General features: G+C 69.9%; 21 protein-coding genes and 2 riboswitches. Of the genes, 12 read left to right on the forward strand and 9 right to left on the reverse strand.

Annotated elements, in window-relative coordinates; genetic code table 11:
- Positions 1–154 precede the first annotated feature (154 nt).
- Positions 155–1,501, forward strand: coding sequence for a hypothetical protein (locus ABZX96_RS02825; RefSeq protein WP_355536721.1), 1,347 nt, complete (start codon positions 155–157; stop codon positions 1,499–1,501).
- Between the two features lie 171 nt (positions 1,502–1,672).
- Here ABZX96_RS02825 and ABZX96_RS02830 read toward each other — a convergent pair whose 3' ends face one another.
- Entirely contained in the window at positions 1,673–2,170 is a 498-nt protein-coding gene (locus tag ABZX96_RS02830) for an acyl-CoA thioesterase (protein ID WP_355536724.1), read from the reverse strand.
- A gap of 449 nt (positions 2,171–2,619) precedes the next feature.
- Positions 2,620–2,845: riboswitch (cobalamin riboswitch) on the reverse strand.
- Between the two features lie 245 nt (positions 2,846–3,090).
- Entirely contained in the window at positions 3,091–3,684 is a 594-nt protein-coding gene (locus ABZX96_RS02835; protein WP_355536727.1) for a TetR family transcriptional regulator, read from the reverse strand.
- Positions 3,685–3,782: 98 nt separating this feature from the next.
- Between ABZX96_RS02835 and ABZX96_RS02840 the strand changes: the two genes are divergently transcribed.
- From ABZX96_RS02840 to ABZX96_RS02865, 6 genes are all read left to right on the forward strand, one after another.
- Entirely contained in the window at positions 3,783–5,999 is a 2,217-nt protein-coding gene (locus ABZX96_RS02840) for an MMPL family transporter (protein WP_355536730.1), read from the forward strand.
- A 527-nt stretch (positions 6,000–6,526) separates the two neighbouring features.
- Positions 6,527–6,749, forward strand: a riboswitch (cobalamin riboswitch).
- Between the two features lie 425 nt (positions 6,750–7,174).
- Complete coding sequence (locus ABZX96_RS02845; RefSeq protein WP_355536733.1) at positions 7,175–8,053, forward strand: hypothetical protein; 879 nt, start codon at positions 7,175–7,177, stop codon at positions 8,051–8,053.
- The gene (locus ABZX96_RS02850; RefSeq protein WP_355536736.1) at positions 8,050–9,072 is read left to right on the forward strand and encodes a cysteine synthase family protein; all 1,023 of its coding nucleotides are present in this window, start codon (positions 8,050–8,052) and stop codon (positions 9,070–9,072) included. Before ABZX96_RS02845 ends, ABZX96_RS02850 begins: the two co-directional genes overlap by 4 nt.
- Positions 9,073–9,205: 133 nt before the next feature.
- Positions 9,206–10,516 carry an ATP-grasp domain-containing protein gene (locus ABZX96_RS02855; RefSeq protein ID WP_355536739.1) on the forward strand — a complete coding sequence of 437 codons (1,311 nt, stop codon included), beginning with the start codon at positions 9,206–9,208 and terminating at the stop codon, positions 10,514–10,516.
- Between the two features lie 148 nt (positions 10,517–10,664).
- Positions 10,665–12,065: an MFS transporter gene (locus ABZX96_RS02860; RefSeq protein ID WP_355537386.1), complete on the forward strand. Its 1,401-nt coding sequence runs from the start codon at positions 10,665–10,667 to the stop codon at positions 12,063–12,065.
- Complete coding sequence (locus tag ABZX96_RS02865; protein WP_355536742.1) at positions 12,034–12,783, forward strand: class I SAM-dependent methyltransferase; 750 nt, start codon at positions 12,034–12,036, stop codon at positions 12,781–12,783. The genes ABZX96_RS02860 and ABZX96_RS02865 overlap by 32 nt, the downstream gene beginning before the upstream one ends.
- A gap of 641 nt (positions 12,784–13,424) precedes the next feature.
- Here the strand turns inward: ABZX96_RS02865 and ABZX96_RS02870 are convergent.
- Positions 13,425–14,420, reverse strand: coding sequence for a ferric reductase-like transmembrane domain-containing protein (locus ABZX96_RS02870; protein ID WP_355536745.1), 996 nt, complete (start codon positions 14,418–14,420; stop codon positions 13,425–13,427).
- 591 nt (positions 14,421–15,011) lie between these two features.
- Positions 15,012–16,535, reverse strand: coding sequence for a nucleobase:cation symporter-2 family protein (locus tag ABZX96_RS02875; RefSeq protein WP_355536748.1), 1,524 nt, complete (start codon positions 16,533–16,535; stop codon positions 15,012–15,014).
- A 564-nt stretch (positions 16,536–17,099) separates the two neighbouring features.
- Between ABZX96_RS02875 and ABZX96_RS02880 the strand changes: the two genes are divergently transcribed.
- The gene (locus ABZX96_RS02880) at positions 17,100–17,954 is read left to right on the forward strand and encodes an alpha/beta hydrolase (RefSeq protein ID WP_355536751.1); all 855 of its coding nucleotides are present in this window, start codon (positions 17,100–17,102) and stop codon (positions 17,952–17,954) included.
- A 196-nt stretch (positions 17,955–18,150) separates the two neighbouring features.
- Here the strand turns inward: ABZX96_RS02880 and ABZX96_RS02885 are convergent, their stop codons facing one another.
- Positions 18,151–18,825 (reverse strand): pentapeptide repeat-containing protein, encoded by a 675-nt coding sequence (locus ABZX96_RS02885; protein ID WP_355536754.1) that lies wholly within the window; start codon positions 18,823–18,825, stop codon positions 18,151–18,153.
- 237 nt (positions 18,826–19,062) lie between these two features.
- On the opposite strand from ABZX96_RS02885, the gene ABZX96_RS02890 reads away from it, so the two are divergent.
- A complete protein-coding gene (locus ABZX96_RS02890; RefSeq protein ID WP_355536757.1) occupies positions 19,063–20,013 on the forward strand; it encodes a RimK family alpha-L-glutamate ligase in 951 nt (316 codons plus the stop codon).
- A gap of 184 nt (positions 20,014–20,197) precedes the next feature.
- Here the strand turns inward: ABZX96_RS02890 and ABZX96_RS02895 are convergent, their stop codons facing one another.
- The 4 genes from ABZX96_RS02895 to ABZX96_RS02910 all read right to left on the reverse strand — a co-directional run bounded on the left by ABZX96_RS02895 (position 20,198) and on the right by ABZX96_RS02910 (position 22,824).
- Positions 20,198–21,331: a methyltransferase domain-containing protein gene (locus tag ABZX96_RS02895; protein WP_355536760.1), complete on the reverse strand. Its 1,134-nt coding sequence runs from the start codon at positions 21,329–21,331 to the stop codon at positions 20,198–20,200.
- Entirely contained in the window at positions 21,328–22,212 is an 885-nt protein-coding gene (locus ABZX96_RS02900; RefSeq protein ID WP_355536763.1) for a radical SAM protein, read from the reverse strand. Before ABZX96_RS02900 ends, ABZX96_RS02895 begins: the two co-directional genes overlap by 4 nt.
- A gap of 136 nt (positions 22,213–22,348) precedes the next feature.
- On the reverse strand, positions 22,349–22,609 hold the full coding sequence (locus ABZX96_RS02905) for a hypothetical protein (protein ID WP_355536766.1): 261 nt from the start codon (positions 22,607–22,609) through the stop codon (positions 22,349–22,351).
- A gap of 17 nt (positions 22,610–22,626) precedes the next feature.
- Entirely contained in the window at positions 22,627–22,824 is a 198-nt protein-coding gene (locus ABZX96_RS02910; RefSeq protein WP_355536769.1) for a hypothetical protein, read from the reverse strand.
- Positions 22,825–23,238: 414 nt separating this feature from the next.
- Here ABZX96_RS02910 and ABZX96_RS02915 point away from each other — a divergent pair, with 414 nt between their 5' ends.
- Genes ABZX96_RS02915 through ABZX96_RS02925 form a run of 3 tightly spaced genes read left to right on the forward strand, consistent with a single transcriptional unit; the run spans position 23,239 to position 24,556 of the window.
- Entirely contained in the window at positions 23,239–24,066 is an 828-nt protein-coding gene (locus ABZX96_RS02915; protein WP_355536772.1) for a helix-turn-helix transcriptional regulator, read from the forward strand.
- Positions 24,063–24,278: a DUF397 domain-containing protein gene (locus tag ABZX96_RS02920; RefSeq protein ID WP_355536775.1), complete on the forward strand. Its 216-nt coding sequence runs from the start codon at positions 24,063–24,065 to the stop codon at positions 24,276–24,278. The genes ABZX96_RS02915 and ABZX96_RS02920 overlap by 4 nt, the downstream gene beginning before the upstream one ends.
- A 59-nt stretch (positions 24,279–24,337) precedes the next feature.
- Positions 24,338–24,556, forward strand: a complete 219-nt coding sequence (locus tag ABZX96_RS02925; protein ID WP_355536778.1) for a DUF397 domain-containing protein — start codon at positions 24,338–24,340, stop codon at positions 24,554–24,556.
- The last annotated feature ends 59 nt before the right edge of the window (positions 24,557–24,615 follow it).

Below are 24,615 nucleotides of genomic sequence, written 5' to 3' on the forward strand. Positions count from 1 at the left end.
CACCCCCACCCCGGGCCCCGCCGCCCTTCTACTCCTCCAAAAAAAACCCACCACATTTCGCCTTACATTTTAATTTTGTTTTTACCTTCCTGGCGGGGCCCGCCCCCCCCCCCCCACCACTTGGCCACCCGGCCACTTCCCCCTGGGAGAAGACATGAGACCCGTCTCCGTCCGGCGCTCGTTGCGCCTCGGAGCATGTGTCACCGCGGCGGCCGGCCTGCTCACGGCCGGTTTCGTCGCACCCGCGTCCGCGGCCACGTCGCAGACCGACCAGTTGTGGGTCGCCGCGCCGTCGGAGCTGGCGCTGCCGCTCGGTACGGACGGCGGCGAGCCGCGGAGCCGCACGCTCGCGGTCGGCCTGTACCACGACAACGGCAACTTCACGGTGACCGACGGCAAGGTCACCGTGGACATCTCCGGCGTCGCCGACATCGCCAAGGTGACCTGGCCGCGGAACTGCGCCCCGACCGGCACGACCGCGGTGTGCGACGTACCCGGGATCCCGCTGGGCGGCGGCGACCTCGGGGAGCAGGTCCCCCTGACGGTGCGCGCGGCCGACGGCGCCGCGTCCGGGGCCCAGGGCAGGATCACCTACGAGGCGACGGCCGTCGGCGGCCCCGACGGCACGCTCACCGCGCCCCGCGACAGCTTCTCCACCACGCTCACGGTCGGTTCCGGACCCGACCTGGCGATCGCCGACATCCCGCGGATCGAGCACGCCACCCCCGGCGACACCAGGACGATCCCCTTCAAGCTGACCAACAACGGCAACGAGAGCGCGCACGGCTTCACGGTGAAGCTGATGTCCACCTACGGCCTGCGGAAGCTGACCGAGTACGACGCGTGCACGTCCACGCCGCGTGACGGTGGCGACGTGTCGCCGATCTCGCACACCACCTGTTCCTTCGACCGGGAGCTGGCGCCGGGTGAGTCCTTCGAACTGCCCGCGCCCCTGCGGGTGGAACTCGCCCGGCACGCGCTGAACGAGCGGCTCGACATCAGCGTCGAGCCGGGCGCGGGCGCCCAGGACCTCAAGTCCGAGGACAACTACAGGTCGGTGCTGATCGACGCGGACAACACCGCGGACTTCTCCGTGACCGGCGCCCCGGTCTCCGGCGCGGCGGGCGAGACGGTCACGGCCCGGGTCACGTTCGCGAACAACGGCCCGGGGTGGGTGGGCAACCTCGGCTCCGGCGACGCGGTCGCCACCCTCAGCCTGATCGTTCCCAAGGGCACCACGGTCACCGGCGTCCCGGAGGGCTGCGAGCCGCGCACCCTCTCCGGCGGATTCCTGTCGCGGCCGACGGGCGCCCCGCGCTACGACTGCGACCTGCCGTACTGGGTGCTGGAGAACACGAAGCGTTCTTACGACTTCTCGTTGCGCGTCGACACCGTGGTGCCCGGCGCGACCGGTTCCGTCAGCCTCCTGCCGCCCTTCGGCGAGAAGCTCCCGCACGACCCGAATGCCGCGAACAACACGGCGGTTGTGACGGTCAACTGACCGCCTCTGAACGGCAGTAGATATGGCCGAGCCGTCAACTGGCGAGGCCGGGCCTCGTGTGAGTGCGGACGGGGCTTGAAGGCGGGGCGGGGCTTGGCAGCGGGCCGGGGCGGGATGGGCGGGGCGCACCACGAAGACCGAGCGCCCTGGAACGCGTCCCGCCCCATCCCCTCACCCCGCGGCCGTCCGCTGCTCCGTGCGGAGGGAGCGGCGCCGCACGGCCCGTAGGTACCGCTGGTGGTCCTCGGGGGTGACCGGGCGCAGTTCGGGTACCGGCCGGGGCGAACGGTCCTCGTCGATGGCGACGAACGTCAGGTGCGCGGTGACCACCTCCACGGTGGGCCCGGAGGCGTTCCACCGCTCGGCGGTCACCCGCACCCCGACGTCCATCGAGGTGCGCCCCGCGTACTCCACCGACGCGTGCGCGCTCAGCAGGTCGCCGGCGTGGACGGGGGCGAGGAAGGACATCCGGTCCACCGAGACCGTCACGGCGGGGCCGTCCGCGTGCCGTCCGGCCGCGGCAGCGGCGGCGTCGTCGATGAGCTTCATGATGACGCCACCGTGGATGGTGCCGTACAGGTTGGTGTCGTGCTCGCTCATGATGTGGGCGAGGGTGACGCGCGAGTCGGCCGGGGCCTTGTGGGCCGGGCCGGTGGTGATGCTGTCCACGGGTGACGTTCCCTCAGTTCTGGGCCGGGTGCGGCGTGCGGGCGGTCGTTCGGGAGGCCGCCGACGTTGGACGGGCCGTTGGACGGGCTGTCGGATGGGCCGCCGGGTGCGTCGTTGGCCGGGGCGCCCCGGCCAGTGTGGGCATATGCCAGCCCCCGGCGGTGGCCCGTTCCCGGCGCTGTACGGGCCCGAGGCGGACGGGCCCGGGGAGGACGAGCCCGAGGCGGACGAGCCCGGGACGGTCGGACACAGGCACTGTGCAGGGGGGAGTGAGGGGACGTTCGGCCACGAGACTCTCCTTCGCGCATCGCGGGGACGATCCCGGCGTGTGTCCGAGGACGAGGACGCGGACGCGAAGGAGCGGCGCACACGGGCGGACACATCGCCGCGCGCGTGTCCACCCGTCGTCGCCGGCCCTCCCGCGAGGCCGCCGAGATCACCGCACGCACCGGTGGCGTACGGGCAGTGGCAGGTCTTCGGACTCGCGGGCGTGCCTGCCGGTCTCCCGGCGGGCACCTACTGGCCGTCGCTTCCCGGGCCCGTCGCCGGGCCCAGTGCGTATGACGGCGGTCGTTCCCGCTCACCGCTGCGGGGCAGTCCCGGATTCCCACCGGGTTCCCTCTTGCGACGCATCCCGCCTGGTGGACGGGGCGAACCGCTGCGGAGCCAGCCTACCCGCCGATTCGAACACGACCGGTCCGGGACGGTGCGCCTCCGTGAATTCGGGACGGCGCGCTGCCGTGAGGCCGGGGGTGGTGCGCTTCCGCGAGGGCCCGGGACGGGCGCGCTTGCGCGAGGGCTGGGACGGCGCGCTGCCGTGAGGCCGGGGGTGGTCCGCTTGCGCGAGGGCGAGGGCGAGGGCGGGGGCGGCGCGCTTCCGTCAGCCCGGGGCGGCGCGCTTCAAAAGAGGCGAAGGCGCTTCAGCCGGTCTCGGTCCCGGTCCCGGTCGCGGAAGGAAGCGCCGCGACGCCGGCCCGCAGGAAGGCCATGGCCACATCGACGTCGGCCTCTGTCGGGCGGGGGCCCAGTTCGTAGATGACGGCCGCCGCGGCAGCCGCCGCCATGCGCGGGCCGAAGTCCCCCAGGGTGCCGCCCTTTTCCTCGGCGAGGATGCGGGCGCCTTCCTCAAGGACGTCGGCCATGCGGGCGAGGCAGGCGGACTTGAGCTGGGGGTTGAGGTCGAACATCCGGTCCATCAGGTCGTCGAGCGCGTCACGGCGGGCGAACTCGTCGCGCAGCCAGTCTTCGAGCGCGTCCACGGTGCTCCGTCCGGGCTCCCGTTCGCGCAGGGCGGTGGCGAGCCGGGCCGTGCAGGCGTCGAAGTGGGCCATCGCCAGGTCGAGCTTGGACGGGAAGTAGAGGGTGACGGTGCGCCGGGAGACCTCCGCGGCCTCGGCGATGTCCGTGATCGTCGTCGCCTCGAAACCGTGGTCGGCGAACAGCTCGTACGCGGCCCGCAGGATCGCCTCCCTGCGCCGGGCCTTGCTGCGTTCCCGCAGACCTTCCACCACCATGCGGGCAATCTAGCACCTGTAGCGAATTTACACTCGGGTGCAATAACGCCATAGAGTGTAAGCCCATACGATGGACGAGCTCTGGAAGGAAGGCGCACATGGCGTCACGCCTGTACGCATGGGCACGGTGGGTGGTGCGCCGCCGCGGCCTGGTCATAGGGGTCTGGCTGTTGCTGCTGGCCGTCATCGGCGGCCTCGGCATCACCCTGCACGGGAAGCCGACCACCGAGTACTCGGTCCCGGGGATCGAGTCGCAGCAGGCACAGGACCTGCTCAAGGAGAGGTTCCCGCAGGCGTCGGGCGGGGTGGCGCGCGTGGTGTTCGCCGCCCCCAAGGGCGACACGCTCACCGACCCCAAGGCCCAGCGGGTCATCGCCGCCGGCCTGAAGGAGGCCGCCGGCACCGAGGGCGTCGTGAACGTCTCCGACCCGCTCAAGACCGGCACCGTCTCCCGGGACCGGACGATCGGCTACGCCGACGTGTCCTTCAAGCAGGGCGCCTCCGACGTGCCGCAGTCGGCCAAGGACGCGCTGTCCCGCGCGATGGACCCGGCCCGCGACGCCGGTTTCCAGGTCGAGTTCGGCGGCTCGGTCATGACGCCGGAGATCGAGGTCGGCGGGCCGGCGGAGATCGTCGGCGTCGTGGTGGCCTTCGTCGTGCTGGCCCTGGCCCTGGGGTCGCTGGTCGCGGCCGGACTGCCGCTGATCACGGCGGCCGTGGGCGTGGCGATCGGCGTGCTCGGCGCGCAGTTCGTCTCCCGCTTCATGGAGATGACCGGCACCGCCACCGCGCTCGCCCTCATGATCGGGCTCGCCGTGGGCATCGACTACGCGCTGTTCATCATCGCCCGGCACCGCGAGCAACTCGCCGATCCGGACGCGGACGTGAACGACTCGATCGCCCGCGCCGTGGCGACCGCCGGCAGCGCCGTCGTCTTCGCCGGCGCCACGGTGATCATCGCGCTGGCCGCGCTGTCCGCGACCGGTATCCCGTTCCTGACGATCATGGGCCTGGCCGCCGCCGTCACCGTCCTGCTCGCCGTGCTCGTCGCCATCAGCCTGGTCCCGGCCGTGCTCAGCCTCTTCGGCGAGCGGCTGCGCCCGCGTCCGCGCCGGCGCTCGCGTCCGGGTCGCGCCGAGCGTGCGCCCGGCGCGTGGGGCATGGCCTGGGGGCGCGCCGTCACCCGCGCGCCGGTGGTCGTCCTGTTGGTCGGCGTCCTCGGCCTGCTGGCGCTCGCGCTGCCGGCCCGCGACCTGCGCCTGGGCCTGCCCGGCAACGCCGCGCAGCCGACCGACACCACCCAGCACAAGAGCTACGACCTGCTGAGCCAGGGCTTCGGCCCCGGCTTCAACGCCACGCTGACCGCCATCGTCGACACCGACGGCATCCCCGCCGAACGGCGCGCCCAGACGGTCAAGGAACTGGGCGCCGCCCTTTCCCACGACCGAGGCGTCGCCGCCGTCGCCCCGCCGATCGCCAACCCCGAAGGCACCCTCGCCGTGATCGGCGTGGTGCCCACCACCGGCCCCGACGACCAGGCCACCACCGACCTCGTCCACCGGCTCCGCGAGCACGCGCCCGACGTCGACCGGGCGGGCGGCACCCTGTACGTCGCCGGTGCGACGGCCGCCGCCATCGACGTGTCCGCCAAGCTCTCCGACGCGCTGCCGCTGTTCGTCGCCATCATCGTGATCCTGGCCCTGGTCCTGCTGGCCCTCGCCTTCCGGTCGCTGCTGGTGCCCCTCAAGGCCGTTCTCGGGTTCCTGCTGTCGATCGCCGCGGCGCTCGGCGCGACCACATGGGTCTTCCAGGACGGCCACCTGGCCGACGCCCTCCAGGTTCCGGCGGCCGGACCGGTCGTCGCCTTCCTGCCCGTCCTGCTCATCGGCGTGCTGTTCGGCCTGGCCATGGACTACGAGGTCTTCCTCGTCAGCCGCATGCGGGAACACTACGAGCACACCGGCGACGCGGCCGGGGCCATCACCCACGGCGTCGCCAGCAGCGGCCGGGTGGTCTGCGCCGCCGCCCTGATCATGGCCGCGGTCTTCGGCGGCTTCATCTTCAACCCCGACCCGATCCTGAAGTCCATCGGCTTCGCCCTGGCCATCGGCGTGGCCATCGACGCCTTCGTCGTACGGATGACGCTCGTCCCGGCGGCCCTGGCCCTCCTCGGCCGCCGCGCGTGGGCCCTGCCCCGCTGGCTGGACCGCGCCATCCCGCACATCGACATCGAAGGCGCCCGCCTGCCGCAGGCCGCTCCCGCCGGACGGGGCGAGGAGCAGGGGCAGGGGCAGAAGGTGGTGGCCGCTCGGTGACGCGGTGACGTGCGCTGACGCGGTGACGCACGCTGATCCGCCGATGACGCGGTGACGCACGCCGATACGGCGGCGGGGCGGGCGCGGGCGACCCCTGTACGGGGGCGCCGGGCGCTCGCCCTGTTGCTTTGCGCGGCTTCCGGCCGCGTGCGTTGCGGCTACGTGCGTTCTGGTGGTGCGCCTTCCGGTTACGCGCCTTGGCGGTTACGTGCCTTCCGGGCATATGGCTTCCTTACGTGCCTTCCGTGACGGTGGACGCGGTTCGGCCCGAGAACGGCAGGGTTGTCTTGATTCTTTCCCCAAGGAGGGGCAAAGTCGGAATCAGGTCCCGAAGTGCCGATGAAAGCCGGAATCGGGCCCCGGAGCGCCGACCAAAACCGGACACGCCCTTCGCAAGCCCGTCGGACATGCGCGTCACTGCCCCGGTCAGCCATCACCGTCCCGGCCGGGCGCCCCGTCTCCCCGAGCGAACGGTCATAACCGGACAACGGTTGGTGCTCATCTGTCGCATGGGGAGCGGTATCTCTACGCTGATGAGCGCAGTTGGTTCGCGCCACAGGGGGGTGGCGCGTCGTAAGAGGGAATCCGGTGCGAATCCGGGACTGCCCCGCAGCGGTGAGTGGGAACGACCGCCGTCAACGGCACTGGGCCCCATCCAGGGACCTGGGAAGCGACGGCCAGTAGGTGCGTGCCGGAGGCCCGGCACCGGGCCCGCGAGTCCGAAGACCTGCCATGCTGCGCGCGTGCGCGTCCGCACGCGCTGTTCACGGTGACCTTCGAGGGCTGGGTCGGCGGTGCTGGCGGAACGACGCGCGTACGCGGCGCGCCGTCCAGCCACGTCACGTCCCCGTCGTCCTCGGAAGTGGGATCGGGATGACGAGGGAGGACGCGTTCGTGACCAGAGGAGCGACCGGAGGAACGGCCGGAGAAGCGACCGGAGGAACGGCCGGAGGAACGGCCGGAGGAACGGCCGGAGGATTCCGGCGTCGTGGGGGAGGGTTCCGCTTCCGTACGGGAGGGCCCGGGCCCCGGCTTCGTACGGAAGGCCACCGGCTCCGTACGCGAGAGCCCCGCCCGCGTGCTACCGCCCCCGCCATTTCCTTCAGGGCCAGGGCCAGGGCCGAAGTCCAAGCCGGAACCGCCCGGTTACGCCCGTCGCCGGCCCTCCCGGCCTGATGTCCCCCCAAGACCGCGTGCCGCGCCCCGCCTGCGGCGTCTGCCACGGCACGTTGGGCGAGCTCTACCAGGGCCCGCTGCGGGCCGGGCCGCGCCCGGACATCGCCCTCGTCTCGTTCCCCGTGGACCGCCACTCCTGGGTCTACTTCACGCCCGGAACCGGCCCGCCCGATCCCCTTCCCCCCGGCGAGAAGTCGGCCACCGCCGCCCGCCTCTTCCTGGACCGTTACGGGCTCACGCTGCCGCCCGGCCGCTGGAGCACCCACTCGGACCTGCGGGTCGGGGTGGGCATGGCCAGCTCCACGGCGGACATCGTCGCCACCCTGCGCTGCCTCTTCCACGTCTTCTCCCTGCCGTACGACCCCCAGGCGGTCACCGGCATCCTGGCGGCGATCGAACGCGCGGACAGTGTCTTCCTCGACGAGTTCGCGCTCTACCTGAGCGCCCGGCACCGGGTGGTGCGCCGCCTGGGCACCGCCCTCGGCTTCCACACCGCCTACATCACCGAGCCCGGGACCGTGGACACCACCGCCGTCACCCCCCTGCTGCTGCGCCAGTACCGCCGGCGCGCGGAGGAGTACGAACGGTGCCTGACGGACCTCCTCAAGGGCTTCTCCGCCGCCGACCCGGCCGCCGTGGCCCGGGCCGCGACGACCAGCGCCGTCCTGTCCCAAGAGGTGCTGCCCAAGCGGACCTTCGACGCCGTCCTGGCGCACCGCGAGGAACTGGGGGCCGACGGCGTCTTCGTCGCCCACACCGGGTCCTTGGTCGGCTACCTCTTCGTCCGCCGTCCCACCCCGTCCGCCAAGGACGACATCTCCGCCTTCTTCCACTCGCTCGGCCACCAGTGCTCTTTCGCCCAGGGAGGCTACGGGTGATACACCCCCATATCGCCGACGCCCTCAAGATCCCGGATCTCGTCCGTCTGACCGACGGCATGGTCCTGGTCCGGTTCGAGTCCATGAAGATCTATTCCGCCCTCGCCGCCGTGCGCCACCTCCTCGCCCGAGGCACGGTCCGCCCCGGACAGACGCTCGTCGACAGTTCCAGCGGCATCTACGCGTACGCGCTGGCGCTGGCCTGCCACCGTTACGGAATGCGGTGCCACATCGTGGCGTCCACCACCGTGGACGCGACCACCCGCGCCCAGCTCGAAATCCTCGGCGCCACCGTCGAGCAGGTCAGGCCGTCCCGGAACCTCAAGCTCGACCAGGAGTTGCGGGTGCGGCGGGTCCGCGAATTCCTCGCCGGGCGGCCCGACGCCCACTGGATGCGCCAGTACCACGACGACGTCCATTACCTGGGCTACCGGGAGGTCGCCGACCTCATTGCCGCGCACGTGCCGGACCGTCCGCTGACCGTGGTCGGCGGTGTCGGCTCCGGGGCCTCGACGGGCGGGCTGGTGGAGCACCTGCGCCGCCGTGATCCGTCCGTGCGGCTGGTCGGCGTCCAGCCGTTCGGCAGCGTCACGTTCGGCAGCCAGGACCACCACGACCCCGAGGCGATCATCGCGGGCATCGGCTCGTCGATCGTCTTCGACAACGTCCGCCACCACCTGTACGACGCCATCCACTGGATGGACTTCACCCACGCCATGTCCGGAACGGTCGCCCTCCTGCGCGACCACGCCGTCTTCGCGGGCCTCTCCACCGGCGCCGCCTACCTCACCGCCACCCACGAGGCCCGGCGCCACCCCGACCGCCTCCACCTGGTGATCGGCGCCGACACCGGCCACCGCTACGTCGAGCGCGTCCACGCCCGGCACGCGGAGGCCCTGGACCCGGCGGCCCTCAAGCCGGTGGAGGTCGGCTCGCCGGAGGAGATGGCCATGCCCTGGTCGACGATGGCGTGGAACCGGAACCCTTGCCCGGCGGGCTGGAAGGAGTCCGTGGCGTGACGACGGCTTGCGGCCGGGCTGCTTGCTTGGTGGCGAGCGGCCGGGCTTCTCGCTTGGTGGCTTGCGGCCGGGCCCCCGGCGCGGCTGCCCGGAACCGGACTTCCCACCCTCTGCACTGGAAGGAACCCGCCGCGTGACCGTGGCCTGCCTGGAATCACTCACCTTCGGACTGGGACACCTGGCGCGCGCCGCCGACGCCCTCGGCGAGCGGCTGCTCCTGCTGACCCGCGACCCGTCCTACTACACCTACGAGTTGGAACGGCTCCCCGCGAACGCCGCCCTGGATGTCGTCGAGATCGACACCTTCGACACGGACGCGGTGACGGCCCGGCTCCGCCAGGTGCCGGACCTACGCGGACTGATCAGCTCGACCGACACCTGGACGCTGGTCGGCGCCGAGCTGACGGCCCGCTTCGGCCTGCCCGGCCTCGCCCCCGAGATCCTGCGCCTGACGCGCGACAAGGCCGCCGTACGCAACCGGCTGTACGCGACCGGGCTGACGCGGGCGGGCGCCGTCGAGGTCGCGGCCGGGGCGGCCGAGGCATCGGAACTCGTCCTCAAGGAGGCCGGCCTGCCCGCCATCCTCAAGGACACGGCGGGCACGGGCAGTCAGAACGTCTGGCTGGTCCGCGACGAGGCGGAACTGGACGCGGCGCTGCGCGAGGCCGCCGGGCGGCGGCTGACGGGCCGCCTGTTCGCCGAACCGTACTTCTCCGGCCCGGTCTACAGCGCCGAGACGCTCACTTGGGAGGGACGGACCCGGCTGCTGGGCGTCTCCAGCCGCCTGATGTCGCCGGAGCCGCACTTCCGCGAGGAGATCACCGCGTTCCCCGTCGCCTTCCCCGAGGCGCGGCGGGCGGCGCTGGAGGACTGGCTCGACCGGGTGCTCGCGGCCGTCGGGTACACCGACCGCTTCGCACACGTCGAGTTCGCCCTCACGGCGGCCGGTCCGGAGGTCGTGGAGATCAACCCGCGGATCGGCGGCGCCCTCGTCGGCGAGGGCCTGTGCCGGTCGCTCGGCGTCAACGTGTACGAAGCGATGATCGAGACCGCGCTCGGCCGCCGCCCCGGCCTCATGGACGCCGAGTTCCCCGGCGGACCGGCCGTCGCCTTCGTCCTCGGCTATCCGGAGCGCCCCGGCGCGTTCACCGGCGTCACCGGGCTCGACCGGCTCGCGGACATGCCCGGCGCCCCCGCCTGGTACCCCATCAAACGGACCGGCGACCCCATCGAGCACCTGGGGGACAGCCGGGGGTACGCGGGCATCGTCTACGCGGAGGCCGAGACCGCCGAGCTGGCCACCCATTGCGCGGTGGCCGCCGCGAACGCGGTGCGGGTGCTGACGGTGCCTTTCGAGGACGAGGGGAAACGGGCCGGCGAAGCCAAGCGTGCCGGCAACGGGCTAGGACAGGTCAACGGGACGGATCGGGCGGCCGGTGGCTGAGCGGACCACCGGTTCGAGCGCCAGCGGTCCGGACGGCGCCGGGCCGGGCACCAGCAGTCCGGACGGCGCCGGTCCGGGCGCCAGCGGTCCGGACGGCGCCGGCCCCGGCACCAGCAGCCCGGCCGCCCCCGCCCCTCGAACCCCCGGGCTGCGCACCGCCCTGGGATCGCTGAACGGTCCCCTGCGCTTCCTCCTCCTCAGCTCGTTCCTGATCCCGCTCGGCAGCTTCATGGTCCTGCCGTTCATGTCGGTGTTCCTGCACGAACGGCTGGGGATGGGGCTGGGCGCGGTCGGGGTGGTCCTGGCGGTGGCGTCGCTCGTCCAGTTCTCGGGCGGGATCGTCGGCGGGGCGCTCGCGGACCGCTTCGGGCTGCGGCGCACGATGGTGTGGGCGCTGGTCATCCGTACGGCGGGGTTCGTCGGGCTGCTGCTGGCGCTGCGCTGGCCGCCGCTCGCGGTCGGCGCCCTCGTCCTCACCTGCTGCGGCGCGGCCCTCTACCTCCCGGCCAACAAGGCGTACCTGGTGCACGGCGTGGACGAGGACCGGCGCCCGGCCTTCCTGTCCGCCGGGAACGCGGCGCTCAACGCGGGGATGGCGGTCGGCCCGCTCATCGCGGGCCCGTTCGTCCTGTCGTCGCCCGGCGCGCTGTTCGTCGCGGTGACGGCACTGTTCGTCATCGTCCTGGCGGGGCACGCCCGGTTGCCCGAGCTGGGACGACGCGAGGGGAACGAGGCGAACGAGGCGAACGGCGCGAACAACGCGAACGAGGCGAACGGTGAACAGCCGACCACCGGGGCCGCCCGTACCGGTACCGGCCTGCTGACCGGCGTGGCCGTCCTCCCGTTCGCCGCCAACGCCCTGGCCTTCTACCTCTACTTCCACTTCCAGCACTACCTGGCGGTGTACGCGGTGGAGCGGGCCTCCAGCGAGTTCTACAGCCTGGTCCTGCTCGTCTGCTTCGTCCTGGTCATCGTCCTCCAGCCGCCGGCGTCCGGGCTGATCCGGCGGCTGCCGTACGGGACGGCGCTCGCGGCCGGTTTCGCGGGGCTGGCCCTGGGGCTGGCGGTCCTGGCGATCGGCACCCGGTGGGCACTCCTGGTGGGCGGCGCGCTGATCACCCTCGGCGACATCGTGCTGTTCCTCAAGAACGACCTGGAGGCCCTGCGCCGCAGCCCGCGCTCCGACGCCGTGGTCTTCGGCCAGCAACGGCTCGCCGCGGGCCTGGGCGCCGGCGCGAGCGGCGTACTGGGCGGCCAGCTCTACGGATGGGGCGAACAGACCGGGAACACCGGCCTCTTCTGGCTACTGGCCGCCGCACAGTGCCTGCTCCTGCCGCCTCTCCTCCTCTTACTCCGCCGTAAGGCCGCGACGCACCTCCACGACGACGACACGAACGACATCAATGACACGAACGCGAACGAGCCGCACACGAACGAGTCGCACACGAACGAGTCGCACACCAACGGCATTGGCCAAAAGAAACACCCGAACCGCACAGAAAGGACACCGGCGCGCGATGACGCACACGGGCGGGTTCCAGGACGATGACTTCTGGAACGAGTTCTACGACTTCCTCTTCTCCGAACAGCGCTTCACCCAGGCCGAGGAATTGCTCAGCACCTCCCCCCTCCTGGACTTTCCGAGCGGCACGCGGGTACTGGACCTGTGCTGCGGCCCGGGCGTCTTCACCGTCCCGCTCGCCCGCCGCGGCCTGGAGGTCACCGGCGTCGACCGCAGCCCGGCCATGCTGGACCGCGCCCGCAAGCTGACGGCCGAGGCGGGCCAGACCGTGCGCTACGTGTACTCCGACGTGCTGGAGTACACGCAGCCGGAGTCCTTCGACACCGTCCTGAACATGTTCACGTCCTTCGGCTACTTCGAGGACCCGGCCGACAACCTCCGCGTCCTGCGGACCATGCACACCTGCCTGACGCCGGGCGGAACCCTGATCCTGGACGTGGCCGGAAAGGAACTGCTGGCCCGCAAGGTCGTCCCACCCAAGGTCGTACAACGCGGCGACGATCTCCTCGTCCAGACCGACACCGTGCTGGACGACTGGGCGCGGCTGCGCAGCGACTGGGTGCTGGTCCGGGGCGACCGGGTGACGCGGGCCTCGCTGGTGTGGTTCGTCTACAGCGCCGTCGAACTGCGGCGGATGGCCCAGGAGGCCGGGTTCGAACGCGTCGAGATCTTCGGCGGCTTCGACGGCCGCCCCTACGACCAGGACGCCGAACGGCTGGTGCTGCGGGCGGTCCGCAGGGAGTGAGTGGCGAGTGAGCGGAGGATGAGTGGGGGTGCGGGCGCGCGGCTCGTCCGCACGCCCCGCACATCAATGGGCGGCTGGTGATCCAGGGCGAGGAAGTGGGCGGGGTTCGCGAAATCGAGCCTGTCCGGCGTTTGAGGACAGTTGGTGACGGGTGGACCGTCTGACGTTCGGGGAAGGAGGCGGGTGGGTCTCGCGATATCCCGCCCGTCCGGCGTTTGAGGACAATCGGTAACCGGTGAACCGCCCCACGTTCGGGCAAGGAAGCGGGCGGGGCCCGCGAAATCGAGCCTGTCCGGCGTTTGAGGACGATCGGTAACGGATGGATCGCCCCACGTTCGGGCAAGGAAGCGGGCGGGGCCCGTGAATTCCAGCCTGTCCGGCGTTTGAGGACGATCGGTGGCGGGCGGATCGCCCCACATTCAGGCAAGAAAACGAGCAGGGCCCGCAAAATCCAGCCCGTCCGGCGCTTGAGGACAACGCCCCCGGCGTTCACCGGCACCCAGAAGCCCCCCGATGACCCCCGACGCGCCCCCGCCGCCCCCCGACACTCCCCCGCCCCCGGAAGCGAACGAGGCGCAGGGACGCTCAGCCCCGGCCGACGCCGCCGCCGACCAGCCCACCCGCGCCCATCCGCACCGAACTCACCCCGACTCCTCCGCATCCGCATCCGCATCCGCATGCGCATGCGGCGCCTTCGCCGGCGCCTCCGCCGGCCGGGCCCGTCCACCGTCATGCCCGGACAGCACCACCACGAGAAGGCCGACGACCACGGCCGCGGCGGCGAGCCGCCCCACGGCCCGTACGGACCAGCCCAGCAGCGGGCCCTCCCCCCGACCGGGCGCCCCCAGCCGCTCGGAGCGCCGCGCAGGCCGCAGCAGCCGGACCAGGAGCAGCACGGCGACGGGCAGTTGCAGCAGCCACAGCACGGTGCGGGGCCACTCCCCGTACCAGACGTTGGTGCCGTACAGCAGCGTGTGCCAGACGCTCAGGACGTACACGACGATGACGAACCGGTGCAGCCGCCGCCACATACGCGGACTGATGCGGTGCCGGACGTAAAAGAGCAACCCCAGGGGAATGGCCAGGTACAGGGCCCCCTGCCCGATCGGGATGGCCAGCTTGCCGGTCCCGGAGTCGTAACCGCCGGGCACGAACGTGTCCACGAACGCGGACCACCCGCGCGTCACCCACGGCTTGCCCGCCGCGTCCCGCACGAGTTCCGCGGCGAACATCAGCGCGTGGGCGAACATCAGGGCCATGGTCGTCAGGCTGGTGGTGCGATGCCAGCGCTCCAACACGACCCGGGAGACCGGCAGCCGCCCCGGCCGCGGCCCCGACAGCAGCAGCCCCAGCATCACCGTGCCCCACGCCCACAGCAGCCCCGACCAGCCGAACGCCTGGCTGAGCAGGTACATCCAGTACGTGTTCGGGTCGGACATGAACGGCATGACCGAGACCGTGGCGGAGTCGCCCGACCGCATGCGCGCGTAGAGGAACACGAACACGGCGGCCGTGACGCCCAGCGCCGCGGCGGCGTCGGGCAGCGCGGCGCGCAGGTCGGCACGGAGCGGGATCCGGCCGGCGGTGGGCTGGTCCCGAACGGGCGAGGGGCGCGTACCGTCCCGGTTCTGCGTCACGGTCGGATGCCTTCCTGGGCCTCGTCGGCATGGGTGACCGACGGCGGTGGTGCGGAGCACCAGCGTGACGGAAGAAAGGGAAGTTGCCGAGGGGGAATCCGGCCAGAAAGTCTGTACCAGGTTATGGACGGGTTACGAGCAGGCTGCGGCCGTGCGGAGCGGGCCGCCTGTCCCGCCGTCCAGCATCGCCACGGCAGGCACGCGAGCCGCAGCCGGAAACCGGGCCGGGAGGCGAGCCCGTCAGGAAGGAGTGCGGTCGATGTCGGTGGCCGGAGGGGTGCTTCTGGGTGCCGGTGAACGCCGGGGGCGTTGTCCTCAAACACCGGACGGGCTGGGTTTTGCGGGCTGTGCCTGTTTCTTCGTTTGGAGGTGGGGTGGTCCACCCGTCACCGATCGTCCTCAAACGCCGGACGGGCTGGAAATTGGGCGGCACCCCCGTCCACCACGTACGGGACCGGCGACCACACCCCACTCCAGCGCATCGCAGCGAGAGAGGAACGGGAGAAGATGGGAACGGCCTTGCACGGAGATCACCCCTAAAAGGGTTCGGGGGCGTCGCCCAAAGACAACGCCCCCTGGAATTCGCCGACATCAATGGGACAGCACCGGCTCCTCCTGCTCCCCGACCCGGGCACCCTTCCTGCCGAAATGATTGAAGACGAGATTCAGGGCGACCGCCAGAATGCAGCCAGTAGAGATACCGGACCCGAGGATGATCTGCGCCCAGTCCGGGAAAGCGGCGTAGAACCCGTCGGAGAGCGAGGGCGCGAGCCCGGCGCCGAGGGTGACGACGACGATCAGGGCGTTGTCGCCGCGGTGCAGGTCGGCCTGGAGCAGGGTCTGGATGCCGCTGACCGCGATGGAGCCGAAGAGGAACAGGCTCACGGCGGCGAGTACGGGCATCGGGACGACGGAGACGAGCGCCGCGGCGGCCGGGCTGAGGCCGATGAGGACGAGGATCGCGCCGCTGAGCGCGACGACGAACCGGCTGCGCACCTTGGAGATGACGACCAGTCCGATATTCTGCGCGAAGGCGCTGGCGTGGAAGGCGTTGAACAGGGGGCTGAGCGCCGATCCGAGGCTGTCGGCGCGCAGGCCGCGGGCGATGGTCTTCTCGTCGGCCTCACGCCCCACGATCTTCCCCAGCGCGATCATGTCGGCGGTCGACTCGGTGAGGATCACCAGCATCACCACGCACATCGAGACGATCGCCGGAAGCGAGAACTGCGGTGCGCCGAAATGCAGGGGATTCGGCACGCCGAAGAGATCCGCCCCGCGCAGCGCGGAGAAGTCGGCCAGCCCCATGGGCACGGCGAGCAGCGTCCCGCAGACCATGGCGATGAGCATGCTGACCTGCTTGAGGAAGCCGCGGGTGAACCGCTGGAGCAGCAGCATGATCAGGATGGTCGCCCCGGCGAGCCCGATGCTCCGTGGCTCGGCGGTGCCGCTGGGGGACTCGTCCACGATCCATCGGTAGGCGACGGGGACGAGGGACACCCCGATCAGCGTGATTACGGAACCGGTGACCACTGGCGGAAAGAACCGCACCAGACGGGAGAAATAAGAACTCACCAGGAAGCCGAAAAGACTCGACACGATGATCGCGCCGAAGACGACGGGCATGCCCGCCTCGATGCCGCCCTGCGTGGCGATGATCGTCAGCATCACGCCGACACCGGCGAAGGAGACGCCGTTGACGAACGGCAGCCGCGAACCGATGAAGTTGCCGATGCCCAGGGTCTGGAGCAGCGTGGCGATACCGGCCATGAGCAGGCTGCCGCCCATGAGGACGGCGGTGTCCCCGGGGGACATCTTCGTCGCGACGGCGACGACGAGGGGGACGGACACCGCGCCCGCGTACATGGACGCGACGTGCTGGAAGCTGGCGAGCAGCATCCGTCCCGGGGGGAGGATCTCGTCGACGGGGTGGACCTTGCCGGTGGTACGGGCCGCGTCGGTGGAGTGGACCTTCTCGGTGGTACGGGCCGCGTCGTCGGCGGGGCGGTGTGCGGGATCGCTCGGCGAGTGTCCGTCCTGGGCCGGTACGCCCGTGAGCGCGGCGGCCTCGCCCGGGGACTCGGACGGCGCTGCGGGGTCGTCGCGATCAGATTTCATGGTGGCGCTTCTTCCGTCTCGTGACGTCCGCGTGAGGTCCGCGTGACGTCGGTGGTTCACCCCACGGGCAGGGCAAGCCCAAGCCCAAGCCAGGAGCATTCGACCGGAAAATAACTTCCGCCATACGGATGACGGCGCTCGTGACGTTACGTCAGGACACCCCTGCCACGGAAGACCCGCGCCCCAAGACCGCTGAGGGTTCCGGCGGGGGAACCGGCTGTTGGGATCGCCCGCCACGGTTCGAATCGGAGCCGCGCCCCCGTGCCGGTGACGCGCGTTTCGGGGGAGTGAGATTTCGCGGGCCGTCGCATCACGGGTCACGCGCGGGGCCGGGGTGAGGCGGCATCACCTGGTTCCAGCTCAGATATCCGCAAAGGCGCGCGTTCGTGTGGCGGTAGCCCCTCTGGTGGCTTGTCCGGCCGAGGCCGAACATGGTGCGCTGTACCGGAACGTGCGCTCAGTTCGTCGCTCACGCACGGGGACAAGGCATCCGTCTACGACGTAGAGGTGCCCACCGCGAAAGGCCGGCTCGCGAAAGGGCCGCCCGAAAGGAAGGTGTCCGGAATGCAGACCCAGACCGCGCAGGTGGAAACGGCCGGAGGCCGCATCGACCTACGGCACATCGGGCAGGGCAAGACCTTGTTGTTCGTGCACGGCCTGATGGTCAACGGGCACCTCTGGGACCCGCTCGTCTCGGGACTGCGCGACCGATTCCACCTCGTGCTGCCCGACATGCCGTTAGGGGGCCACCGCACGCCGCTCGAACCGGACGCGGACTGTTCCCTGGAGGCGCACGCCGCGCGTGTCGTGGAATTGGCCCGGCAGCTTCCCGGGCCCGTCGTACTGGTGGGCAGCGACACGGGCGGTGCCATCTCCCAAATCGCGGTGGCGCGTTCCCCGGAACTGTTCGACCAACTGGTGCTCCTGCCTTCGGACGCTTTCGACAACTGCCCGCCGAAACTTCTTGTCCCGATGCGTGGCCTGATCCGCGTACCCGGGACTATGCGTGTCTTGGCACGGTTGCTGCGGGTGGGCCTTGTGAAGCGCGCGTTCATGACACTGGTGTCGCGCAGCAAGATACCGGTGGAGAGCATCACGAAAATGCTGGGTGAACTTCCGAGCAATAGTGGCGTGCAACGGGACTTCGCCAAGCTTATGAACGGTCTGCGGCCCGACGTCACCAGAGCGGTGGCGAAGGAGCTGCATCGGTTCAAGGGACGCGTACTCATCGTGTGGTCCCGAAAGGACCCCCTCTTTCCCTTCGACCACGCACGGAAACTGGCAGCGTGTTTCCCGAACGGCTCGGTCGCCATCGCGGAGCATTCACGTGCCTTCGTATCGCTCGACGAGCCGGACTGGCTCGTCGAGCGTCTTCTTGAATTCATCGGCGACGGTGAACCGTCGCAGGATGCCACGTGATAAGGAGGGATTCATCGCACCCGACAACTTCGTGGTAGAGGAACTATCCACTGCTGAGGGCTTGAGGGCTTGAGGGCTTGAGGGCTTGAGGGCTTGAGGGCTTGAGGGCTTGAGGGCTTGAGGGCTTGAGGGCTTGAGGGCTTGAGGGCTTGAGGTCCTAAGGGCCTGTGGGTCCGTGGCAGCCGCTCGCAGGAGTTCAGCCGTCGCCGAAGGTGACGCCGAGGTCTCCCACCAGGGCTTCCGCGAGTTCGGCCTGCTGCCCGTGATCGATCCGGATGCCCGAGAGATTCGCGACGCCACGGATCGCCGAGAGGCTGGTGCCGCGCAGGCTGGTGTTCTGGTAGCGGCCGGTACCGAACTCGGTGAGCCCGAGCTCGCACTCGGCAAACACCACGTTGCTCAAATCGCACCAGGTGAAAGTCGCTTCGTTGAGGACGCAGTTGGAAAACACGACGGGGCCGACGGCACGAATCTTCTCGAACGCCGAGTAGTCGAACTTGCAATTCTCGAAGAGGACATCGTCCAAGACGAGAACATGCAACGCAGCGCCCATCAGCTTGCTGTCACGGAATACGACTCGCCTCAGTTTGCTGTCGCTCCAGTGAGCCGACCCCAGGTCACACCTGGAGATTTCGACTCCGTGCAGGTTCAGTTCCTCGAACCGCACGCGCTTTGAGCTAATGCGGGCAATGCGGCCGGTGACGAGCCGAGTATCGGCGAGGTCCAGGGACCGAACTTCCTTATCTCCGTACGTGAAGTCCTGAACCATGCCACGGGGGCTGTCGAGAGTGTCCACATTCGACAGGTAAAGGCCCGGCTCATCGAGATCGGGGGTGGTGACGGTGACGCGGTCAAAAGTGCGGGTGCCCATAGGTCGCTCCGTTCTTGGTGGTGCCGGGTGGCCTTGCAGTCGACTGGGACGCCGTGTCCGTATGGGCTACCGCACCGCGCAGGATGCCCACGCCCACGGTCCATGAGGGTGAGGAGGAGCGCGGCCTTGAGGGATGTGCTGGCATCCGGGCGGTCCGTGAGGCACAGTCCGGTGGCAGCCGAAAGGCGCCGCCGGGGCCAGCCGTTCTGGAACGAGAATCCACGTAAGGAGCCCATTGTGACCGCTGATGTATGGCTGCTGTGGGGAACTGTTCCTCCATACGAACGGCCGGCTTCCGACGTGCGTGCTGCTTTGGCGGAGGCGTTCGCGGGGACCTTCGGTGATCGGTGCCGGATCGTCGAGTCGGCGGATCTGCGGATCGGCTTTCGCGCGGGGAGCCCGACCCTGCACGATCGGAGCGGCGAATCAGTGGAGCCACCGAAGGTTGTTCATCACCGGTTTCCGCGCATCGTCACCGATCAGTCCATCCTCCTTCACCACCTCCAGCTCATGGGCTCCGAACTCCTCAACGATGCCGCGGCCTCTGTCCTGGCCGAAAACAAATTCTGGCAACTCCAGCGCCTGGCGCTCGCCGGCCTGCCCTTTCCGGACACCGCCAGCTATGTCGATGCCGACGTGCGCGACGTCGTCGATGACCCACAGCTTCCCGAGCCGTGCGTGGTCAAAGAGGTGCGGAGCGCGAATGGGCGTGGAGTCTTCCTCGCCCCGGACCTTTCCGGCCTCAAAGACATGGCGGGCTGCCTGAGGGCAGATGCTCCCTACCTATTCCAGAACTACCTGGCCACCACGCGTGGCCGCCACTTGCGGGTGACGGTGCTCGACCACACCCCCATCGCCGCAGCCGTACGCACCTCAGCGGGTACTTTCAAATCGAATATCGCGCAGGGGGCGACTCAGCAACGCGTCCTCGGACGCTACCCGGCGGCCGAGGACATGGCGGTCCGCGCCACCGAAGCGGTCGGCCTCAATTGTGCCGGTGTCGATCTCCTGTTTGTTACCGACGAGGATTTCGTCATCTGCGAGGTCAACCAGCAGGGAGGGTGGGTGCCGAAAGAGTTCCCGGAGATCGGCCCCGCCATCGCAACGGCCTGTGCCAAACGCCTTGCCGCACAACAGCCGCGGCATGATGCCTCTACAGGCTCTGAGACCGGAGTCGCGAGTAGGTAAATAGGTTGGTTCGTCGTTTGCCCGGCTGCGTCAGTTTTCGCGGAGGGGCTCAAAGTTCGTCATCGGGAGAAGATCCGCGCCCGTTCCAAGACGGCCAGGGGCCCTGGCCCGCCCGACTCGCCGCCCCACGAAGAGGCCCCGCCCGCGCGCCACGGGAAACGCACGGGCGGGACGGTCGCGGGGGTCAGCGGATCGTCGCCGACCAGTGCCCCTGGGTCAGGTGGCAGGTGCCATCGGGTTCGATGCGGACGTCGGCGCCGTACAGGGCCACCGTTCCCTCCGTGTTCAGCCGGTGCCGGATGCGTTCCAGTCGGTCCCAGAGGCGTCGCGGTCCGCTCTGGTGGACGGTGGGCGGGTTCATCCAGTGGGCTTCGGCGCGGGCCCAGGAGCCGTCCTCGTGGAGGAGCCAGGAGCGGCGGTGGGTGCCGGCGCTTTCGAAATGGGACTGGATGCCGGGTACGGCCAGCGTCAGGCGCGTCATGACCTCCCACGCCTGCGACACGTCCAGAACGGGGTACCGGCCGGTGCCGACTTCTTCACCCTCCTGGTCTCGCGCATGGGGCATCTGGAGCATGAGACGCGGCGGGTAGTCCGGGCCGTGCCGGACGCCCATGAATCCGGCCCAGTCGCGTTCGACGCGCCCGACCGCACCGCCGTCGTCCTGCTTCTGAGCCCCGATGATCAGTGAGGTGCCGGTGATCGTGGTGACGAGTCGGCCACCCGGCCGCAAGGCGGTGAGCCACGACGCGGGGATGCGGGGGACGGAGACGGACGCGATGACGCGGTCGTACGTCGCGGGCAGCTCGCCCGTGGCGTCCAGGGTGAACACCTGGGGCCGGTACCCGGCCTGCTCCCATCGGCCCTGTGCCGCCTCGGTCAGGTACGGATCCACGTCCACGCTGGTGACGCGCCGGTCGCCGAAACGGTGGGCCAGCAGCGCCGCCGAGTAGCCGGACCCCGTGCCGACATCGAGCAGGTCCATACCCGCGTCCGGGCGCGCGTGGCGGAACATCTGTACGACCAGGGAGGGGAGGGTCGAGGACGACGTGGGGCACCACCCGGGGTGGTCATCCGGCCCGGCGTGGTCGGCGTGGAGTCCGGCCAGGCTCGTGACCATGGTGGTGTCGCTGTACGCGACGCGCAGCCACAGTTCCGGGTCCCCTTGTCCGTCCGCCAGGAGCGCCCCGTCCTTCTCGTTCCACCACCAGCGCGGGACGAACGAATGACGGGGGACGGACCGCACGGCGTCGCGCCACCGGGACTGCGGGTGGGTCACCTCGTCCGCGAGCCGTGCGGCGGAGTCCTGCCAGGCGATCACCGGGCGCCGCCCTGGGGCGTGTGAGGGAACTTGGGCAGACAAGCCGGTTGCCCGGGTTGGCAGCTCTGGTCATTGGGGTCGCACCCCCCGGCTTCGCGGGAGGGGACGAACCCGATGGCCGCTCGCCATGGCTCGCTGCCGATGAGGTCGGGGAGACGGCGTGTGTGAACGTTGCCGACCGGCATGAAGCGGGCCAGGACGCACAGTACGAGGTCGCCGTTCGGCAGGACGGCGGCGCGTTCGCGACCGCAGCGCCCGCACAGTTCGGATACGCCCGGGGGCATTCTCCCGGCCGCGCGGCCGACTGCTCGCACGCGATCGGTGGTGACGTGCCGGACGCCCAGAGCCGCGAGCTCGTCGCGGGCCTCCGCCGTGCGCTGCCCCTCGTGGGTGTGGACGATGCCGGCGCGGAGCGGAACGCCCAGCCGGACGGCCTTTTCGATGTTGGCGCGAGTGCGGTGGTAGCTGCCGATCCTCGTGGTGATGGCGTCGTGTTCCTCGGCCCGGTCGCTGTAGTAGCTCGTGGCCAGGCTGACGCCCTTCCGGCGGAAGACCTGCCACCAGGCGTCATGGACGCGGTAGAGGTTGCTGTACACCTCCACCGTCCGCCCCAGGTCAAGGGCCGTGTCCACCATCTGCCGCCACGCGGGGTGGAGTGTGGGCTCCCCGCCGATGAGCTGGACGCGCGGGATCTCCAGACGTGCCGCGTCGGAGATCACCTGGAGCCAGTCGGCCGTCTCCATGGTGCCGTGGGTGCCCTGCGGGCCGGAGTCCGCCAGGCAGTGGACGCACCGGAGCTGACAGCCTTCTGTGATCTCCAGCTCCAGCGACTGGAGCATTCCGACGGGTGGGCGTTGGGGGCTTTCGACGACTGCGGTCATAGCGGACCGCCTTTCTGTGTTTCCTGTGTTTTCTGTGGGGGGACGTGCGGTGGTTGCCCGTCCCTGCCGGGATTCCGGGAGGCCGTGGGGGACTCCTCGGGGCGTCCGGCAGGGACGGGGGTGGGAGGTGGGCCGGTCACAAGCACCGCAGGCGCTGCTTGTGGAGCCTGGCCAGGGCTACGAGTTGGCGTTCCTCGTAGTCGGTCGCGGGGCGCACGCGCCGGTAATGCGCCCGCCACTCGAAGCCGGTGGGGCGCCGCAGGAGAACGAAGATCCCTTCGGTCCCGGCGACGGTGGCCACCATCTCGTAATCCCGGTCGAACACGATCGCGTCCGGGACGACCTCCGCGACCGACTTGTAGAACGAGTTCCGACGCACCGCCCGTGGGCGTGCCATGGCGGGGACGCGCGAGGTCACCGGACCTCCCAGTACGGATGCGGGTGGTTCTGCAACTCGGCGTTGCACGAGCGCACCACGTCCAGGCGGCCGGTCTTGTGGGCTTGCTCGCGGTCGCGGACGAGTGCCCGGCACACGTCGCACCCGTCCATGGGGACGGGCTCCAGGGGCGGGTTTGCCAATGGCGGGACGAATCGGTCGTCGGGCAGGCTCATGCGGACAACCGCCTCAGTCCCGCTTCGACCCGGCGCAGGAGGTGGCGGGTCGGCCGGGCGTACGGACCGCGCGGGACGTCAGGGTGCGGGGGCATGTCCCGGGCCAGCCACGTATCCAAGGGGACGAGACGCGTGAAGCGTCGTCGTTCGATCGTCCGCCGGGCCGTCGCCAGGGCGATTACAACCGGATCACCCGGTGGTTTGCGTTTCGGTAGCGACCGCGCCGTGGGCTCCGGGGCGGCGAAAGTGAGCAGGACATCCGGGCTGCCCATATGCCAATACCTCCTGGGTGGTTCGGTTGAGCCGTGCGATCTGTAGCTCAATTACCGTGTGCGCCAACATGGTTGCTCTTTGGCGGTACGCTGGGCAGGCCAGGAGTCTTTAAGACCGAGATTTAAGAATCGGTGATCTTCCTTGGCAGGCAAGGAGCTGGATCCGTACGCGAGCCCGGAGGCGTTCTTCGGGGCCGAGGTACGGAATCGACGGGAAGCGCGCGGGTGGAGCCAGGCTAAATTGGCGAAGATCGCCAACATGTCTGAGAGCCGTATCGCTCAGATCGAGGGTGCGCACTTCCCCGCCACACTGGACAACGCGACCGCCTTGGATGTGGCGCTGGAGACGGGGGGCATGTTTGCGCGTCTATGGCGTTTCATCAACATGCTGCCGATCTTCCCGGACTGGGTGCAGCGGTATATGGCGCTGAAGATAGTCGCATCAGCCATCTCCTCGTACGCCCCGATCCTGATTCCGGGACTGCTGCAGACAGAGGAGTACGCCCGAGCCATCCTGCGAGCGGGCCGTCCGCGGGATACGGAGGAAGAGGTGGAGCGTCGGGTACAAGCGCGCATCGCGCTGCAGGAGATCATCAGCCGTAAGCGGCCTCCGGCCCTGTGGTTCATCTTGGAAGAGGAAGTGCTGTGCCGCCCGGTGGGTGGGCGAAAGGTCATGGTGGGCCAGCTTGAACGCTTGGCGGACCTGGCGAGCAATCCCTCCGTGGTGATCCAGATTCTCCCGACGAACGTTGGCGCTCACGCCGGATTGGGTGGAGTCATCGATATCCTCGATCGCGCCGACGGGCCTCAGGTGGCGTACGTCGAGGGTCCCTTTACGGGCCAGCTCTTCGAGGACACGGACAGGGTCACGGAATGCGCTGTGGTCTACGATCTGTTGCGAACCCGCGCTTCCAGTCGGGAAGAGTCGGTGCAAATGATCCATACCGCGTTGGAGTTCATGAAGCGATGACGGCGCACCGCCCCGAGCTGGGCCTCTCCCAGCGGCACAAGTCAAGTTACAGAAATGGCTGGGGCGGAGTTTGCCTGGAGATTGCCGATGGTTTTTCCGGCATCGTCCCCGTCCGCGACCCAAAAAACTCCGCAGGTCCTTCCGTGGTGTTTCCTTGGGATACTTGGTCGTCGTTCGTCACAGGAATCAGGTCAGGGAATCTCTCCGCCTGATCCCTCCAAGTCGGAGTCGGCACCGCTTGATCCGTACCGTGGTGGAGGAACGTGAAGAAATGAGCACTACCGTTCGCCCCGAGTTGGGCGTAGCCCAGTGGCGTAAGAGCACCTACAGCGACGGTAATGGGGGCGCCTGCCTAGAGGTGGCCGATAACTTCCCGGGCATCGTCCCCGTCCGGGACTCGAAGGTCCCGGACGGACCGGTCCTCATGCTGGGCTCAGCAGCCTGGACGGAGTTCGTCGCCGAAATCAAGGTGGACTGGTTCGCAGCCTGACCATTGAGGGTCGCCATCGACCGCCTTGGCCGTAACTGTCCTCCATAAAGCGACCGGCT

Source organism: Streptomyces sp. NPDC003077, from assembly GCF_040611095.1.
Taxonomy (GTDB): domain Bacteria; phylum Actinomycetota; class Actinomycetes; order Streptomycetales; family Streptomycetaceae; genus Streptomyces.

Coding starts and splice junctions, on each gene's coding strand:
- ABZX96_RS02845 (WP_355536733.1), top strand. CDS start 7,175: ATGTCCCCCCAAGACCGCGTGCCGCGCCCCGCCTGCGGCGTCTGCCAC.
- ABZX96_RS02920 (WP_355536775.1), top strand. CDS start 24,063: ATGACGGCGCACCGCCCCGAGCTGGGCCTCTCCCAGCGGCACAAGTCA.
- ABZX96_RS02840 (WP_355536730.1), top strand. CDS start 3,783: ATGGCGTCACGCCTGTACGCATGGGCACGGTGGGTGGTGCGCCGCCGC.
- ABZX96_RS02910 (WP_355536769.1), bottom strand. CDS start 22,824: ATGAGCCTGCCCGACGACCGATTCGTCCCGCCATTGGCAAACCCGCCC.
- ABZX96_RS02900 (WP_355536763.1), bottom strand. CDS start 22,212: ATGACCGCAGTCGTCGAAAGCCCCCAACGCCCACCCGTCGGAATGCTC.
- ABZX96_RS02835 (WP_355536727.1), bottom strand. CDS start 3,684: ATGGTGGTGGAAGGTCTGCGGGAACGCAGCAAGGCCCGGCGCAGGGAG.
- ABZX96_RS02925 (WP_355536778.1), top strand. CDS start 24,338: ATGAGCACTACCGTTCGCCCCGAGTTGGGCGTAGCCCAGTGGCGTAAG.
- ABZX96_RS02885 (WP_355536754.1), bottom strand. CDS start 18,825: ATGGGCACCCGCACTTTTGACCGCGTCACCGTCACCACCCCCGATCTC.
- ABZX96_RS02875 (WP_355536748.1), bottom strand. CDS start 16,535: ATGAAATCTGATCGCGACGACCCCGCAGCGCCGTCCGAGTCCCCGGGC.
- ABZX96_RS02825 (WP_355536721.1), top strand. CDS start 155: ATGAGACCCGTCTCCGTCCGGCGCTCGTTGCGCCTCGGAGCATGTGTC.
- ABZX96_RS02865 (WP_355536742.1), top strand. CDS start 12,034: ATGACGCACACGGGCGGGTTCCAGGACGATGACTTCTGGAACGAGTTC.
- ABZX96_RS02905 (WP_355536766.1), bottom strand. CDS start 22,609: ATGGCACGCCCACGGGCGGTGCGTCGGAACTCGTTCTACAAGTCGGTC.
- ABZX96_RS02880 (WP_355536751.1), top strand. CDS start 17,100: ATGCAGACCCAGACCGCGCAGGTGGAAACGGCCGGAGGCCGCATCGAC.